Below are 16431 nucleotides of genomic sequence, written 5' to 3'. Positions count from 1 at the left end.
GCAAGGGCCCTTTCGTACGCTATACGGCAACGCTGGACTAGAGGTTGGCGTCGGCCTTCAAAGCGGCAACCTTGTCGATTGCCTCCCACGTGAATTCCGGTTCCTCGCGGCCGAAATGGCCGTACGCCGCGGTTTTCGTGTAGATCGGCCGCAACAGATTCAAGGTCTGGATGATGCCCTTCGGACGCAGGTCGAAGTGCTTTGCGACCAGTTCGACGATCTTCTCGTCACTGACCTTGCCTGTACCGAAAGTGCTCACCATCAGTGAAACGGGCTTGGCAACACCGATCGCGTAGGCGATCTGCACCTCGCAGCGGTCCGCGAGGCCAGCTGCAACGATGTTTTTCGCCACATAACGCGCGGCGTACGCCGCCGAACGGTCGACCTTGGACGGGTCTTTGCCGGAAAAGGCGCCGCCGCCGTGGCGGGCCGTGCCGCCGTAGCTGTCGACGATGATCTTGCGGCCGGTGAGGCCGCAATCGCCATGGGGGCCGCCGACGACGAACCGGCCCGTCGGGTTGACGAGGTAACGCGGCGATCCGGTAAGCAACTCTTTGGGCAGAACGGGCTTGATGATCTCCTCGATCACAGCTTCGGTGATCTGTGCGTGCGAGACGTCCGGGTCGTGCTGTGTAGAGACGACCACCGTATCAATCGCTACCGGCTTGCCGTCGACATAACGGACGGTCAACTGGCTCTTGGCGTCCGGCCGCAGCCAAGGCAGGCGGCCGTCTTTACGCACTTCGGCCTGGCGCTGCATGATACGGTGCGCGTAGTAGATGGGTAGCGGCATCAGCGACGGCGTTTCATTGCACGCGTAGCCGAACATCAACCCCTGGTCGCCAGCACCTTGATCAAGATCGAGCCCTTGGCCTTCATTCACGCCTTGGGCGATATCCGGCGATTGCCGATTGATCGCGGTGAGGATGGCGCAGCTCTTGTAGTCAAAACCGATTTCCGAATCGGTATAACCAATGCGGCGTACCGTTTGTTGTGCGATCTCGCGATAGTTGATGTGCGCTTTGGTCGTGATTTCACCCGAAATGACGACGAGGCCGGTCGACACCAGCGTTTCGCAGGCCACGCGGCCAGTAGGATCCTCCGTCAGAATGGCATCGAGGATCGAGTCGGAAATCTGGTCGGCGACCTTGTCCGGATGGCCCTCCGAAACCGATTCGGACGTGAATAAATACTCGTTAGACATGCTTCTGCTCCAATAAAAAACCCCGTTGCGGCTGCGTGGCCGGCCCGGGGTCTGAGCAGACGACGCTTTAGCAGTATTTTTAGCCTTTCGGCTTTTGCCGCCCTGCAAGTTGTCCTGATTAACTCGGCGGATGGGATAATTCTAGTTTTTCGTTCCCGGCGGGTCAAACCCGTCGCCGACAGGGTTATTTGCGTGGTTCTGATTTTTCGTTTCTTAAGCTACTGGCCGCTTGCCTGGTTGCACAAATTGGGGGCGCTGGCCGGTTGGTTTGCCTGGCTGTTCTCGCCTACGTATCGTCGCCATATGCGCGAAAACATGATTCTGGCGCTCGGGGAGGAGAAGGCGCGGGAGGCGAGGGCGGCGGCCATCGCCAACGCTGGTCGGTCTTCGCTCGAGTTGCCAAGGATATGGCTGCGCTCGCTTGAAGAAGCGGCTTCGCTGGTTGTCGAAGTAAGCGGGTGGGAGTTTGTCGAGCAGGCCACTCGCTTGGGCAAAGGAATCTTGTACCTCACACCGCACCTTGGTTGTTTCGAGGTGACGGCGCAGTATCTGTCCACGCACGCACCGATCACCGTCCTTTACAGGCCGCCGAAACAGGAATGGCTGCAGACCATGATCGAGACCGGCCGTAAACGGGAGCAACTCGGCATCGCGGCGGCCGACCTTGGTGGCGTCCGTGCGCTTTTCAAAGCGTTGAAGCGGGGCGAGGCGGTCGGCATGCTGCCCGATCAGGCCCCGAGGGTCGGCGAAGGACGCTGGGTCAATTTCTTCGGCAAGCCCGCGTACACAATGACTCTCGCCGCACGTTTGACCGAGAGCGGTGCCTCCGTCATTATGGTTTGGGCGGAGCGACTCCCTGGAGGCAGAGGCTACCACTTCCATTTGCAGCCGCCGACGCAGCCCATTTCGGGCAACACCGACGAGCGCGCCCAACAAATCAGTCGGGAAATCGAGCATCTGATTCTGCAATGCCCTGAGCAGTATCTATGGGGTTACAACCGCTATAAGCGTCCGCGCGGCGTCGAGCCGCCACCTGAAAGCTATTGATGCAACTTGCCTTTTGCCTCTACAAATACTTTCCGTTCGGCGGATTGCAGCGGGATTTTATGCGTATTGCACTCGCTTGCCAGGTACGCGGCCATTCTGTTCGCGTTTACACGCTCGAGTGGGAAGGCGAGATTCCGCCAGGGTTCGAGGTTATGCGTGTGCCCGCACGGGCGTTGCGCAATTGGAGGCGCTACGAAAAGTTTACCGAGTGGGTGCGGAGCGATCTGGCGGCTCGGCCCGCCGATCGAGTCGTCGGATTCAATAAAATGCCGGGGCTCGATATCTATTTTGCCGCCGATGCATGCTATGAGGAGAAGGCACGTACGCTGCGTAATCCCTTGTATAGGCTCTCGCCACGCTATCGGCACTTCGCGGCCTATGAACGGGCCGTTTTCAGCACAGAGAGCCGCGCAGAAATCCTGATGATTTCCTCATTGCAACAACCCTTTTTTGAAAAGCATTACGCGACACCGGCTCACCGCTTTCATCTTCTGCCACCGGGGATCGCGCCGGATCGGCGGGCGCCGGCCAATGCCGCGGAGATTCGTGCGGGCTTGCGCGCCGAGTTCGGGATTTCCGACGAAAATTTCTTATTGCTGCAGGTGGGCTCCGGTTTCAAAACGAAGGGGCTTGACCGCTCGCTGCGGGCCTTGGCACATTTGCCTGAGGTGTTGGCTCGTCGTGCCCGCCTCATCGTTATCGGGCAGGACAAGCCGACGTTCTTCCTGCGTCAGGCAGAGGTATTGGGTGTCGGTTCCCAGGTTACCATTCTGCAAGGCAGAAGCGATATTCCTCGCTTTTTGCTGGGAGCCGATCTCCTCGTGCACCCCGCATACAGCGAGAATACCGGGACGGTGCTGCTGGAAGCCTTGGTGGCCGGACTGCCTGTGATCGCAACGGCGGTCTGCGGGTATGCGCATTACATCGATGAAGCGAAGGCGGGCGTTGTCGTTCCGGAACCCTTCCAGCAGGCGCACCTGGATTCGGCGTTAGCCGATGCGCTGAGCGATGCTGCTAAGCGCGCGCAATGGCAAACCGGCGCATTGGCTTTTGCCGAACACGCGGACATCTACAGCAATGCCGAGCGCGCCGCCGATCTGATTCTCGGAGCGTCCAGTGAGTAGTGCGACCTTGTTCCTCGCCGAGCCATTCAAGACGCTATGGTCGGGCTACGATCCTTTTGTCGCCGTTGAAGCGCTACGCGGTGAGATATTTCGCGAGCTCGAGGCACGTCGCACCTTGCGTACGGAGGTCGGCGGCCGGGGCTACTTCGTGAAAATCCATCGCGGCGTTGGTTGGCGAGAAATCGCGAAGAACCTGCTCACATTCAAGCTACCCGTACTCGGCGCTGGAAACGAATGGCGTGCGATTAACCGCCTGACTGAGGTCGGCGTGGATACCATGCGTGCCGTGGCGTTCGGCGAGCGCGGCGCCAATCCGGCGACCCGACACTCCTTCATTGTGACCGAGGAACTGGCACCGACCATCAGCCTCGAGGACTTCTGCCGCGACTGGCCGCGCCGGCCGCCGCCTCCCAAAATGAAATGGGCTTTGATCCGCAAAGTCGCTGAAATGGCCGGCCGCATGCACCGCGGCGGCGTCAATCATCGTGATTTCTACATTTGCCATTTCCTGATGGGCCTTGATCCGACGCCCTCCCCCGAAAATCTGAAGTTGTCGATCATTGATTTGCACCGCGCCCAAGTCCGCGCGCAGACGCCATTACGCTGGCGCGACAAAGATCTCGCCAGCCTTTACTTTTCGGCACTCGATATCGGGCTGACGCGGCGCGACATCTTGCGTTTTCTCCCTATCTATTTCGCCCGGGGACTGCGCCAAATTCTCGTCGAAGAATCGGCATTGCTCCGACAGCTCGAAGCGGAAGCGGGCCGTCTGCACGCCCGTTTTTTGCGGAAATACGCGCCCGGCGCAGACGGAACGCCGTCCAGAACGGCTTTGTGATTCGCGACGCTATGCGCCAGTGGTGGGTTGATCCTCTTGAGAAAAGTTGCTGTGGCGAGACTACCTTTGCCGACATTGACCGCGTGTTCGTATTGCAAGGTGACCCGATGGCCGCAGACTCGTTGAGCGACGTTATCCGGGTCAGCGTCGGCACACGCCGGTACTACGTCAAGCGGTATCAGGGGAACGGCAAGGATGCGAAAAGCCGCTGGTTCGGATTGCGCCAGTGGTGGCCATTTCCCCGCGTGCGCAAGGAATGGGAAAACCTTCTTGCATTCCGGAATTGGGGCATACCTACGGCGCGTTTGGTCGCCTACGGCCTCGAACGTCGCCTTGGTGGCTTCCAACGCGGGGCTCTGGTTACTGAAGAGATTTCGGGAACCACAGACCTTGCGCGGATCGCGAACAACGGGGATGCGCGATTGCAAAATGGCCGGTGGGTACGGTCAGTGGCGCTGCAAATAGCACGAATGGCAAGAACGATGCATTCGGCCGGCTTCGCGCACAACGACCTGAAATGGCGCAATCTATTAGTGACGGAAGGCCCTGAGCCGCGGGTATTCTTAATCGATTGCCCAAGCGGGGGGTACTGGTGGGGGCCTTTCCTGAGATACCGCATCATCAAGGATTTGGCGTGCCTCGACAAAATCGCCAAGTACCGCCTGTCGCGTACGCAGCGACTTCGTTTCTATCTCGACTATACCGGGCATCGGCACCTAACGCCGGATGACAAGCGATGCGTACGAAAGATTCTCGATTTCTTTGCCGGACGCGAATGACATGGTCTTAAGCAGACCCGAACCGCCATTGTTATGCGCGACCGACCTCGAGGCGATGGGGCGGGACGTGAGAGTTCCTTTTCGCATTGCGCTCGAATCGGGGGCCGATCTTCTGTTCTTGCGGCCGTTGCGCGTGCTTCCGGGAAAACGCGTGGTTGGCGAAGCGAGGATCGACGACCAGCCCGTGTTGGCAAAGCTGTTTATTGGGCCGAGTGGGGAGCGGCGAGGGGCGAAAGAGGCGAGCGGGGTGAAAGCACTGGTCACGGCGGGGATTCCGACGCCGCACCCCGTCGCCGCGGAGCGTTTGTGCGCCGGTGGCTATGTGGCGTTGACCGAGTTCCTGGACGGTTCGGTTGGTCTCGACCAGGTCTTCGATCCGGTGGCGGAGACAGAAGATGTGTCGGCAGCATTCATGTGTCTTCGGCCGGCCTTTTCGCTCTTGGGAAGATTACATTCTGCTGGCCTGATGCAGGCGGATCTGCATCTCGGCAACTTTCTCGTTCATGACGAAAAGATGCTCATCATCGACGGCGATGCGGTGGCGAGCTTTGCTGGCGGAAGTAGCGGTTCGTCGCGCCTTATGCTCAGCAATCTCGCGTTGCTCATTGCCCAGTTGCCGCTCTTCGTCGAGGACGCTCTCGGTGATCTGGTCAAATCCTACGCGGAGGTTCAGCGCGCATTCCCTACCGACATGGCTGCCTTAAAGAACGAAGTGGAGCGGGCGCGGCATAGGCGGCTAGACCATTTTCTTGCCAAGGTTGGGCGCGAATGCACGCAGTTCTCCGTTGTGCACAGCGCAACCCGCTTCGTTGTGTCCGACCGAAAGATGAAGGAAGAGCTCGGGCCAGGCTTTGCGCAGCTTTTGAGTGATCCGGACGAAGCTGTTCGCCTCGGGCGGCTGCTCAAGGATGGCGGGACATGTACGGTGGCGAGGGCCGAGATCGGCCAGCGTGCCCTGGTACTCAAGCGCTATAACCTGAAGAACTTGCGCCATGCGATGTCGCGCCTTTGGCGGCCGAGCCGCGCATGGCGGTCGTGGCGCGAGGCGCACCGTTTGCTGTTTTACGGCGTGGCGACGCCCCGTCCGATCGCCGTCATAGAAGAACGCCTCGGACCATTACGGCGTAGGGCTTTTTTGATCACGGATTATTGCCCGGGCCGAAACTTGCTGGATTGCCTCGACCCAGGCGTCCCGCCGCCCTCCGATATGGCGGCTGCAATAAGTTGTTTGTTTATGACCCTGCACCACCTGCGTATCTCTCACGGAGACCTGAAGGCGACGAATCTGATCTGGCAGGGCGGGCGACTCTGGATGATCGATCTCGATGCCATGACGCAGCATCAAACCGAGCGTGGGTTTACACGGGCTTGGCAACGAGACCGCGCCCGCCTGCTCAGGAACTGGCCGGTATCGTCGCCGCAGCAATGCTGGCTCGATGAGGTCTTGCCCCCGGCCTGATCGATCTTCCGGAACAGGTTTGGTTACGTCCGGGACTGCGGCTGTCTCCGGCGAATTCCGTCCGTGCCGCACATGCGCGAGAACCAAATGTACTGTTCCGTTATCACAACGCAGTCGCGTGTGTTTGTCTAAGTCCCAATTACTGCACGACGGCATGCGGGATCGGATTGCCAACGTCGAAGGAGAATGTATGGAGAACGTCGCTGTGGTGGGTGCCAGCACGAACGAGGAACGCTATTCAAACAAGGCGATGAAAATGCTCCTCGAGTACGGACATAACGTTATCCCGATTGCGCCGAAAGAGGAGGTGGTTCTTGGCCGGAAGGTTGTTGCCTCCCTGTCCGCAGTCGATCAGCCAGTCGATACGGTGACCATGTATCTCAGCGCAGCGCGGCAGGCGGAGACCGTTGATGCCCTCATTAAGCTCAAGCCGCGTAGGGTGATATTCAATCCTGGAGCGGAGAACCCGACCCAGTACCCCCGCTTGTCGAAAGCCGGGATCGAGGTGGTCGAAGCCTGCACCATGGTTCTTCTACGCACCAATCAGTTTTGATTCTGGACAAGTGGGCAAAGGGCCGTCGGTTTCAACATCGGGCGTGTTCCTCAATATTGGAAAGCGGTTGGGCGAGGCGTGTTTTTGATATAGCGCAAACAAAAAACGCTTCGGTCGAGAACGTTCGAAAGCCGTATGAGCCTTGCGACAGCAAGAGAAATTGCGGCTCATAGCAGATTATTGATACTGGCTCGAGCGCGAGATCGATTTTGACAAATCACAAATTAGTATATTATTGAAGAATATAAAGATGAGAGGTGGATAGCCTCGCGTCATTTACGAGCCATTGCCGTTTGGGCTCTATCACCTAAGCTGTCCACAGTGCAGTCGCCAGGTTGCCGCCTGGCGCACAAGAAGATAAATAGCAATTGATCGACGCAACGCCGAGCATTCGAGGCAGGCGTCGATACACCGAAACCAGAACAATGAGAAATCGGGGCTTCTTCAACGAACGATTCGCAAAGGCGAATCGCGTCATGCTGGTGCGCGAACTTGCGGTCGTTCTGGTGCTCAAGATCCTGTTGATCGTGCTGCTCTGGCACGTGTTCATCAAGCCGAACAAAGTCGCCGTCGATGCAGACGCCATGGGCGGGCGCATCGCGACCACGGTATCCCAGCCACCCACGGAGAACAAGAATGATCGACTCGGCAGTCGTTGACCTGTCTCGCCTGCAATTCGCGGCGACGGCGATGTACCACTTCATATTCGTTCCGTTAACACTTGGATTGTCGTGGATCCTCGTCATCATGGAATCGGTGTACGTGATGACCGGCAAGGCGATCTACAAGGAGATGACGCAATTCTGGGGCAAGCTGTTCGGCATCAATTTCGCCCTCGGCGTCACTACCGGCATCACCATGGAATTCCAGTTCGGGACCAACTGGGCCTACTACTCGCACTACGTGGGCGACATCTTCGGTGCGCCGCTGGCCATCGAGGGACTGATGGCCTTCTTCCTCGAATCGACGATGTTCGGCCTGTTCTTCTTCGGCTGGGACCGGCTCTCGAAGCGCGGCCACCTCGCAGTCACGGCGTTGCTGGCGCTCGGTTCGAACCTGTCGGCGATCCTGATTCTCATCGCCAACGCCTGGATGCAGGACCCGGTCGGTTCGGCGTTCAACCCGATCACCATGCGCATGGAGTTGACCGACTTTGCGGCGCTCGTGCTTAACCCCGTTGCGCAGTCCAAGTTCGTGCATACCGTGGCTGCGGGGTATGTCACCGGTGCGCTGTTCGTGCTCGGCATTTCGGCGTGGTATCTACTCAAAAACAAGCATATCGAATTCGCCCGCCGTTCGTTCCGTATCGCCGCGGCCTTCGGTATCGCCGGTACGCTATCGGTGATCGTGCTCGGCGACGAATCCGGCTATGCCGTCTCCGAATCGCAGAAATCCAAGCTCGCGGCAATCGAGGCCATGTGGGAGACCGAACCGGCGCCGGCGGGCTTCAACATCGTGGCTTGGCCGAACGAGGAGAAACAAGCCAACGACTGGGAGATCAAGGTTCCGTTCATGCTCGGCCTGATCGCCACTCGCTCGATCAACAAACAGCTTCCGGGTATTCAGGAGATTCGCGCCAAGAACAAGGAGCGCATCGCGTCCGGTGTGCAGGCCGTTATCGCGCTCGAAGACATGCGGAAGAACCCAGAGGACAAAGCCGCGCAGGAGAAATTCAAGGCGCACGAGGCTGACATGGGCTACGGCCTGTTGGTGAAGCGTCACGCCGAGGATGTGCGCCAGGCCACCCCAGAGATCATAGAGAAGGCGGCGACGGACTCGGTGCCGAGAGTCGCGCCGCTGTTCTGGAGCTTCCGCATTATGGTCGGCCTCGGTTTTCTGATGCTCGGCCTGTTTGTCGCCGCGATCTGGCTGTCGATTTACAACACCCACCAAAAGCACCCGTTGCTGATGAAAACCTTCCTGTGGAGCCTACCGGCACCATGGATCGCCTGCATGTGCGGCTGGTTCGTCGCCGAGTACGGTCGCCAGCCCTGGACGGTGTTCGGCATGCTGCCGACACATCTCTCGGCATCGACCCTGACGTCCGCCAGCCTGTGGGGGTCGATCGCCGGCTTCGTTGGCTTCTACACCCTGCTCCTGATCGTCGAGATGTACCTGATGTTCAAGTACGCCCGTCTCGGCCCGACCGCATTGCAACCGAACAACGCCTGAGGGAGAAGATCAAATGCTTGACTACGCAACCCTGAAACTCATCTGGTGGCTGCTCGTCGGCGTCCTGCTGATCGGTTTCACCATCATGGACGGCCACGACATGGGTGTCGGCATACTGCTCAACTTTCTTGGCAAAGACGACACTGAACGCCGCGTGATGATCAACACCATCGCACCGCACTGGGACGGCAACCAGGTATGGTTCATCACCGCCGGCGGCGCTATCTTTGCGGCCTGGCCGTTTGTTTACGCCACCGCCTTCTCCGGAATGTACTGGGCGTTTCTGCTGGTATTGTTTGCACTGTTCTTCCGCCCGGTCGGCTTCGAGTACCGCTCCAAACTGCCCGACCCAACTTGGCGCAAGTCCTGGGACTGGGGACTGTTCGCAGGCAGCGCAGTTCCCGCGCTGGTCTTCGGTGTGGCTTTTGGCAATCTGTTCCTCGGCGTGCCGTTCCGCCTCGACGACACGATGCGCTCGTACTACTCGGGTTCATTTTGGGCACTGCTCAACCCGCTCGCGCTGCTCTTCGGTGTCGTTAGCCTCTCGCTAATCACCTTGCAGGGTGCGACCTTCCTTGCCCACCGTACCGATGGCGACCTGCAGGATCGGGGAAAGAAGGCCGCCCAGATTGTCGCCGTCGTTCTGCTGGTGGCCTTCTCACTCGGCGGCCTGTGGGTGTCACGCATCGACGGCTACGTCATTCAATCGATCGGCGATGTCGGCGCGTCGATCAATCCGCTGATGAAGGAAGTCGGGCGCGCGCCTGGAGCCTGGTTTACCAACTACGGGAAACACCCAGTGCTTTGGTTAGTTCCGGCGCTGGCCTACCTCGGAGGGATTATCGTACTGCTTACCATCCGTGCAGGCCTGACATTGCTGGCTTTTATCGGCTCATCGCTGGCTTGCGTGTCGGTCATTCTGACCGCAGGCATCGCGCTGTTCCCCTTCGTCCTGCCCTCGTCCGAAATGCCCAAAGCCAGCCTCACGGCCTGGGACGCGACGTCGAGCCACTTCACGCTTAACGTCATGTTGTGGGTAGCGCTCATCTTCACCCCGATTGTCGTCGCCTACACCGGTTGGGCGTATCGGGTGATGGCGGGCAAGGTCACGCGTGACTTCATCGTCAAGAACGACAAAGTCGTCTACTAATCACGGAAGGGAGATATCTCATGTGGTACTTCACCTGGATTCTGGGGCTCGGCTTCGCGGTACTCCTGAGCATCGTCAACGCCATGTGGCTCGAGTCACAGGATGAACGGGAGCAGAGCTGAGTATCGAGGGGGCTCAAGCGGCAACGGAGAGGGGAGAGGAGATGCAGGCCTACGTTTGCTTCTCCCCGGAGGAACGCTTTGAGGCGCGGTGAGTTAGTGCTGCGCGTCCGACGTCGCTTCCGGCTCTGGCGGCTTCCGACGTTTCTTTGACGTCCAGTAGAGAATCCCGAGTAGCAGGGTGGCGGCAACGCCGATCTGGATGGCTCCCGCCCACGGCACGTCGTGCGCGATCCCGCTTCCAATGACGACCGCGACAACGCCTTGGGGTAGAAAACCGATCAGCGAGCCAAGCACGAAGGCGCGGTTGCCGACCCTGCTCAGCGCCAGCGCGACATTGATGATCACGTTGCTGACGGGAAGCATGCGCATCAGCGCAACGGACGCCGTGGTGGGCCGGGCGCCGGCAATGCGAGAGAAGAAGCGGTTCTGTCCGAAGCGTTCGATCAACCACTCCCGGCTGCCCCAGCGCGCCGCGCGGAAAGGTCAGGAATGACCCGACGACACTGCTCACCGTCGACCAGATCAGGCCCTGCCAGAGTCCAAAAACCAGCCCGCCAAGTGCGTAGAACAACAGCCGGGGCGTTCCGAGCGCAATAAGCACCGTGCTGATTACGACGAAATAAGCTGCAGCTTCCGGGCCGCCGCCTGCGAGAAGCTTGGTGAGCGTGTCCCAGTTGCGCACCCGCTCGCCTAAGGGCGTGACGTGAATAATGAGGAACAAGACGGCGCCGAGTGCGAGGAGGCTCAGCAATTTGCGCGAGGTATTACGGGCCGCCAGCTCGATTTCTGCCGTTTGCTCCTGCTCGTCAACGGTCGGTGTCTTGCCGTTGCTTTGACTTTCCACCGGCTCGCTCATTGTTCAGATACGTAACCGATCGGAGCGCACGGCTCGCTTGAGATACCAACGGATACCGAAACAGTCTCGGATGCCGCGCCAAAGTCGATTGTGAACGCCGTATTTGGAAACGCCGCGGGTACGCTCGCGGTGGTTCACGGTCGTTTCCTCGACGGTATAACCTTGTCCACGCAATAGCGTCGGCAAAAAGCGGTGCATGCCATTGAAAACCGGGATTTCGCGCAGCGCGGCGCGACGTACGACGCGCACCCCACAGCCACTGTCGCTGATCCTGTCGCCCGTAATCATATTGCGGAAACCATTGGCGACTCGCGACGATAGGCGGCGGATGAAGGTGTCACGGCGCTTACGGCGAATTCCTGTGACGCAATCGACCCCGGCTTTCAACGCGAGCTCGAGCATCGCCGGCAAGTCGGCTGGATCGTTCTGCCCGTCACCGTCCAGCGTTGCAACCCATTCACCTCGCGCGGCTTGAAATCCCGTCCCGACGGCCGCGCTTTGACCACAATTCACGCGATGAAAAACGCCGCGGACGGCCGGGTGACCGATCTGCGTTATGCGGTTAGCGGTGGCGTCGGTACTTGCGTCATCAACCAGAATCAGCTCGAACCCGCCCGGCAATTTCTCCAGCGCAGCGACAATCTCCTGCGCCAACGGAACGATGTTTTCTTCTTCGTTGTAGGCGGGCACCACAACCGATAGGCGGGGGGCGCCACTTTCCTCAGCGGGTTTTGAGTCTGCGTTGCTCATCTTATGGTTTATGGTCGGGTTGGCTGCCGTCGCTTCGGGTAAAACGGCTGACGCGCAAAACGCAGATTTTACCGTAGGGCGACGGGATCAGACTGTCTGTTTCCTGTATTCGCAGAACCACTCCGTCCAGCGGGCGATACCGGTAGCAAGGGGTGTTTTAGGCTCGAATCCGACGTCGCGGCGTAAATCGTCGACGTCGGCATAGGTAGCGGGGACATCGCCCGCTTGCATCGGCAGCAAGTTCTTCTTTGCTTCGCGACCCAGCGCCTTCTCGATGGTCTCGATGAAATCCATTAGCTTGACTGGTTGGTGGTTCCCGATGTTGTAGACGCGATAGGGAGCGCGGCTACTGCCGGGGTCCGGCCGGTCGCCGTCGAAATCGGGGTTGGGCTTCGCGGTTCGGTCGAGAACCCGGACCGTACCTTCGGCGATGTCGTCGACAAAAGTGAAGTCGCGCTGCATCTGACCGTGATTGAACACGTCGATCGGCCGACCTTCGAGAATCGCGGTCGTGAATAGCCACGCGGACATGTCCGGCCGGCCCCACGGGCCGTAGACGGTGAAGAAACGTAGTCCGGTCGTCGGCAGTCCGAACAAATGGCTGTAACTATGAGCCATCAGTTCGTTCGCCTTCTTCGTTGCCGCGTAGAGGCTTACCGGGTGGTTGACTTCGTCATGAACGGAGAACGGCATGCGCGTGTTCGATCCGTAGACGCTCGAGCTGCTCGCGTAGACCAGATGTTCAACCTTGTTGTGCCGGCAGCCTTCGAGGATATTGCCGAATCCAACGAGGTTGCTCTGCACGTAGGCCTGAGGATTGGTCAGCGAGTAACGGACGCCAGCCTGGGCCGCGAGATGGACGACGCGAGCAAACCGTTCTTGAGCAAACAACGATGCGAGCACCGGTCCGTCCGCCACATCGAGCGGAACAAAGCGGAAGTTCTTGTAGGGGCTGAGCTGTGCAAGTCGCGCGCGTTTCAGTTCGGGATCGTAGTAATCGTTCAGGTTATCAATACCGACGACCTCGTCACCGCGTTCAAGGAGCAATTTCGAAACGTGCATGCCGATGAATCCGGCCGCTCCAGTTACCAATACTTTCATACCGCCCTGCCAATCGAAAAATACTCAAACCCTTGCTCGCGCATCGCGGCCGGGTCGTACAGGTTGCGTCCGTCGAAAACCACCGGGTTCTTGAGCTTCGCTTTCATCTCGTCGAAGTTAGGGCTACGGAAGGCCTTCCATTCAGTGACGACGAGCAACGCGTCGGCGCCTTCCAACGCCTGCATCGGACCGTCGGTTAGCGTGAGATTGGGCCGGGCGCCGTAGATCCGTTGTGCCTCTTCCGTTGCGGCGGGGTCGTAGGCTGAGACGCTCGCACCCCGCTTCCACAATTCTTCGATCATCGTCCGGCTGGGCGCCGCACGCATGTCGTCGGTGTTCGGTTTGAACGCGAGGCCCCACAGTGCGAAGCGCCGACCAGAGAGATCATCGCCAAAGTGCGTGCATATTTTTTCGATCAATACCGTCTTTTGCGCTTCATTGGCCTGCTCCACGGCGTCGAGAACGCGCAAGCGCATTCCGCTCTCCTCGGCCGTGCGGCGCAGCGCTTGCACATCCTTGGGGAAGCACGAGCCGCCGTAGCCGCATCCCGCATACAGGAAGTGGTAGCCGATACGCGGATCCGCCCCAATGCCGCGACGAACGCGGTCGATGTCCGCGCCCAGTTTTTCGGCGAGCAGCGCTAGCTCGTTCATGAACGAGATGCGAGTGGCGAGCATCGCATTCGCCGCGTATTTCGTCAGTTCAGCGGATCGTATGTCCATCGCGACCAACCGTTCGTGGTTGCGTTGAAACGGCGCGTACAACGTGCGCAGCATCTGCGTCGCTCGCTCGTCGTCGGTGCCGATCACGATGCGATCGGGCTTCATGAAGTCCTCAACGGCGGCGCCTTCCTTGAGGAACTCCGGGTTCGACGCCACGCTGAATTCCAGGTTCTCGCGACGCTTGTCGAGCTCTTCACGCAGTACCGTCCTGACTCGGTCGGCTGTTCCGACCGGAACTGTCGACTTGTTGACGACGAGTTTGAACGACGTCATGTGGCGCCCGATGTTGCGGGCAGCGGCAACGACGTACTGCAAGTCGGCAGAACCGTCCTCATCGGGTGGTGTCCCCACGGCGATGAACTGGATGTCACCGAAGTGCACCGAGCGTTCGATGTCGCAAGTGAAGGAAAGCCGACCCGCCTCCACGTTCCGCTTGACGACATCTTCCAGTCCGGGCTCGTAGATCGGAATGCCACCCGCATGAAGCGTCGCAATCTTGCGCGCGTCCACGTCGAGGCACAAAACTTCGTTGCCGACCTCAGCGAGGCAGGCGCCTGTAACCAGACCGACGTATCCGGTCCCGACAACCGTGACTTTCACGTTTTATCCTTTCGAATGTTCATGCGGCTGATTAATCTCCATCCCGATTGTCGTCTTCGGGCTCTTCTTCGTTTCTTCCGTTTCGTTTTCATTGAACTGCATCGCATGCAGGCGCGCGTAGTGCCCGCCGGCGCGGAGAAGCTCTGCATGCGAACCACTCTCAATGATTCGCCCCTGATCCATCACCATGATGACGTCGGCTTTCTCTATGGTCGACAAGCGGTGGGCGATCACCAACGTCGTCCGGTTTGCCATCACTCGGTCGAGCGCCTTCTGAATATGGCGCTCAGACTCGGTGTCGAGAGCGGATGTGGCTTCGTCGAGCACCAGGATCGGCGCGTCCTTCAGGATTGCGCGTGCAATAGCCAGTCGCTGCCGCTGGCCGCCAGAAAGCAGCACGCCGTTCTCTCCCACGAGCGTATCGAAGCCCTCTGACAATTGATCGATGAACTCCCGCGCATACGCTGCTTCCGCCGCTCGCTCGATTTCCACACGCGGTGCTCCGGCCAAATCGCCATAGGCGATATTGTTCGCCACAGTGTCGTTGAACAGCGAAGTTTGCTGGGCTACCAAGGCGATGTGGCGACGGAGGTTACGCAGCGTGTAGTCCTCGACATCAATGCCATCAATGAGAATTTTCCCTTGGGCGTGGTGATAGAAGCGTGGGATAAGACTGGCGAGCGTCGATTTACCGCTACCGGAGCGGCCCACCAGCGCGACCATCTGTCCAGGCTCGATCGTGAAACTCAGATCATCAAGGATGACGCGCTCGCTACCAGCGTAACGGAACGTGAGATTGCGGACCTCTAGGCGGCCTTCAATGCGTTCGCGTTCCACGGTGCCGCGATCGGTTTCCGGGGCTTCATCGAGTTGTTCGAAAATACTCTCGGCTCCCGCCAACCCTTTCTGAATCGTGCCGCTTACCTCTGAAAGCTGGCGTATCGGCTTGGGAATCATCCCCGCCGCGGTGATGTAGGCGACTAGATCACCGGCCGACGAGTCGCCGCGCAGAAGCAGCACGAGGAACAGTACGGCGGCCATCGTCGTAAAGATAGCGAGTTGCAACGCCGGCGTGAACGTCGCCGACGTACGCACCATCCGAAGTTCCTTGCGCGTATTCTCGTCGTTGGCCCGGCTGAAACGGGCGTATTCATAATCCTCTCCGCCGAAACTGCGCACCACGCGGTAGCCGTGTATCGTCTCCGAGGCAATATGCGTCAAATCACCCATCGAAGCCTGGATTTTTCGGCTCTGTTTACGGAACCGCCGGCTGGCGCTGTTCACCATGAGGCCAATAACCGGGAGTAGCGCGGCCATCACAGCGGTTAGCTTCCAGTTCATCCAAAGCAGATAGAGGAACAGGAAAGCGACGGTCATTCCCTCGCGGACGACCACTTTCACGGCATCCGTCGCCGCGCCAGTGACCATGGTGACGTTGTACGTGATTCTGGAAACGAGGTGGCCGGAGTTGTGCCTATCGAAGTAGGTGTTTGGAAGATGCAACAGGCTCGCAAAGAGTCTTTGTCGCAGATGATTGATCAGCCCCAACGAGACGCGAGCGAGGTAATAGTTGCCGAGAAATGACCCGAGGCCTTGCCATAGGATGATGAGAACGACGAGAAGCGGGATGCCGTACGTCAATTCCATCCGGCCGAGTAAGGGGAAGGCTTGTTGCTGTGCCGCCGATCCTGCCGTCAGTCCGTCCACAAAAAGCTTCAGCACGCCAGCCAACATCGGCTGCGAGGATGAGAAAATCAAATATCCAAGAATACTGACCGTGAAATGGCCGACGAAGGGCTTGAGATAGCCTAACAATCGTAGGTATATCTTCAGGGAGGACGGCGTATCTGGACTTGTCTGCTGCATGTTGCTCGCGCGGGATCGTTTCGGGCGCAAATAGTAGCATGTCGCACTTTAGCTCGACGGCACCGGGCGTTTGGCCGTTTTTGGACAC

At 59.1% G+C, this 16431-nt stretch carries 15 protein-coding genes and 1 pseudogene; 10 read left to right on the top strand and 6 right to left on the bottom strand.

Annotation, left to right across the window (positions count from 1 at the left end; all coding sequences use genetic code 11):
* Positions 1–37: 37 nt before the first annotated feature.
* Entirely contained in the window at positions 38–1204 is a 1167-nt protein-coding gene (metK, locus tag NZ453_RS07540; protein ID WP_263769871.1) for a methionine adenosyltransferase, read from the bottom strand.
* Positions 1205–1396: 192 nt separating this feature from the next.
* Here metK and NZ453_RS07535 point away from each other — a divergent pair, with 192 nt between their 5' ends.
* From NZ453_RS07535 to cydX, 10 genes are all read left to right on the top strand, one after another.
* Positions 1397–2251, top strand: a complete 855-nt coding sequence (locus tag NZ453_RS07535; protein WP_263769870.1) for a lysophospholipid acyltransferase family protein — start codon at positions 1397–1399, stop codon at positions 2249–2251.
* Positions 2251–3375 carry a glycosyltransferase family 4 protein gene (locus tag NZ453_RS07530; protein WP_263769869.1) on the top strand — a complete coding sequence of 375 codons (1125 nt, stop codon included), beginning with the start codon at positions 2251–2253 and terminating at the stop codon, positions 3373–3375. The genes NZ453_RS07535 and NZ453_RS07530 overlap by 1 nt, the downstream gene beginning before the upstream one ends.
* Positions 3368–4213, top strand: a complete 846-nt coding sequence (gene rfaP, locus NZ453_RS07525; RefSeq protein WP_263769868.1) for a lipopolysaccharide core heptose(I) kinase RfaP — start codon at positions 3368–3370, stop codon at positions 4211–4213. The genes NZ453_RS07530 and rfaP overlap by 8 nt, the downstream gene beginning before the upstream one ends.
* Before the next feature lie 107 nt (positions 4214–4320).
* On the top strand, positions 4321–4992 hold the full coding sequence (locus NZ453_RS07520) for a lipopolysaccharide kinase InaA family protein (protein ID WP_263769867.1): 672 nt from the start codon (positions 4321–4323) through the stop codon (positions 4990–4992).
* Between the two features lies 1 nt (position 4993).
* The gene (locus NZ453_RS07515) at positions 4994–6451 is read left to right on the top strand and encodes a lipopolysaccharide kinase InaA family protein (RefSeq protein ID WP_263769866.1); all 1458 of its coding nucleotides are present in this window, start codon (positions 4994–4996) and stop codon (positions 6449–6451) included.
* Positions 6452–6641: 190 nt separating this feature from the next.
* The gene (locus NZ453_RS07510; protein WP_263769865.1) at positions 6642–7004 is read left to right on the top strand and encodes a CoA-binding protein; all 363 of its coding nucleotides are present in this window, start codon (positions 6642–6644) and stop codon (positions 7002–7004) included.
* 425 nt (positions 7005–7429) lie between these two features.
* The gene (gene cydP, locus NZ453_RS07505; protein WP_263769863.1) at positions 7430–7663 is read left to right on the top strand and encodes a cytochrome oxidase putative small subunit CydP; all 234 of its coding nucleotides are present in this window, start codon (positions 7430–7432) and stop codon (positions 7661–7663) included.
* Positions 7641–9176: a cytochrome ubiquinol oxidase subunit I gene (locus NZ453_RS07500; protein ID WP_263769862.1), complete on the top strand. Its 1536-nt coding sequence runs from the start codon at positions 7641–7643 to the stop codon at positions 9174–9176. Before cydP ends, NZ453_RS07500 begins: the two co-directional genes overlap by 23 nt.
* A 13-nt stretch (positions 9177–9189) precedes the next feature.
* Entirely contained in the window at positions 9190–10326 is a 1137-nt protein-coding gene (gene cydB, locus NZ453_RS07495) for a cytochrome d ubiquinol oxidase subunit II (RefSeq protein ID WP_263769861.1), read from the top strand.
* A 20-nt stretch (positions 10327–10346) separates the two neighbouring features.
* Entirely contained in the window at positions 10347–10448 is a 102-nt protein-coding gene (gene cydX / locus NZ453_RS07490; protein WP_263769860.1) for a cytochrome bd-I oxidase subunit CydX, read from the top strand.
* Positions 10449–10541: 93 nt separating this feature from the next.
* Here the strand turns inward: cydX and NZ453_RS07485 are convergent.
* From NZ453_RS07485 to msbA, 5 genes and pseudogenes are all read right to left on the bottom strand, one after another.
* Positions 10542–10916 (bottom strand): annotated as a pseudogene (locus NZ453_RS07485) (TVP38/TMEM64 family protein); the annotation flags it as partial.
* Between the two features lie 391 nt (positions 10917–11307).
* Positions 11308–12054, bottom strand: a complete 747-nt coding sequence (locus tag NZ453_RS07480) for a glycosyltransferase family 2 protein (RefSeq protein ID WP_263769858.1) — start codon at positions 12052–12054, stop codon at positions 11308–11310.
* Between the two features lie 87 nt (positions 12055–12141).
* Positions 12142–13155 (bottom strand): NAD-dependent epimerase, encoded by a 1014-nt coding sequence (locus NZ453_RS07475; protein WP_263769857.1) that lies wholly within the window; start codon positions 13153–13155, stop codon positions 12142–12144.
* Complete coding sequence (locus NZ453_RS07470) at positions 13152–14477, bottom strand: UDP-glucose dehydrogenase family protein (protein ID WP_263769856.1); 1326 nt, start codon at positions 14475–14477, stop codon at positions 13152–13154. Before NZ453_RS07470 ends, NZ453_RS07475 begins: the two co-directional genes overlap by 4 nt.
* A gap of 3 nt (positions 14478–14480) precedes the next feature.
* The gene (msbA, locus tag NZ453_RS07465) at positions 14481–16343 is read right to left on the bottom strand and encodes a lipid A export permease/ATP-binding protein MsbA (RefSeq protein WP_263769855.1); all 1863 of its coding nucleotides are present in this window, start codon (positions 16341–16343) and stop codon (positions 14481–14483) included.
* Positions 16344–16431 lie beyond the last annotated feature (88 nt).

Source organism: Propionivibrio soli, assembly GCF_025770765.1.
GTDB classification, from domain to species: domain Bacteria; phylum Pseudomonadota; class Gammaproteobacteria; order Burkholderiales; family Rhodocyclaceae; genus Propionivibrio; species Propionivibrio soli.
This window is presented reverse-complemented; position numbering and strand designations above follow the sequence as displayed.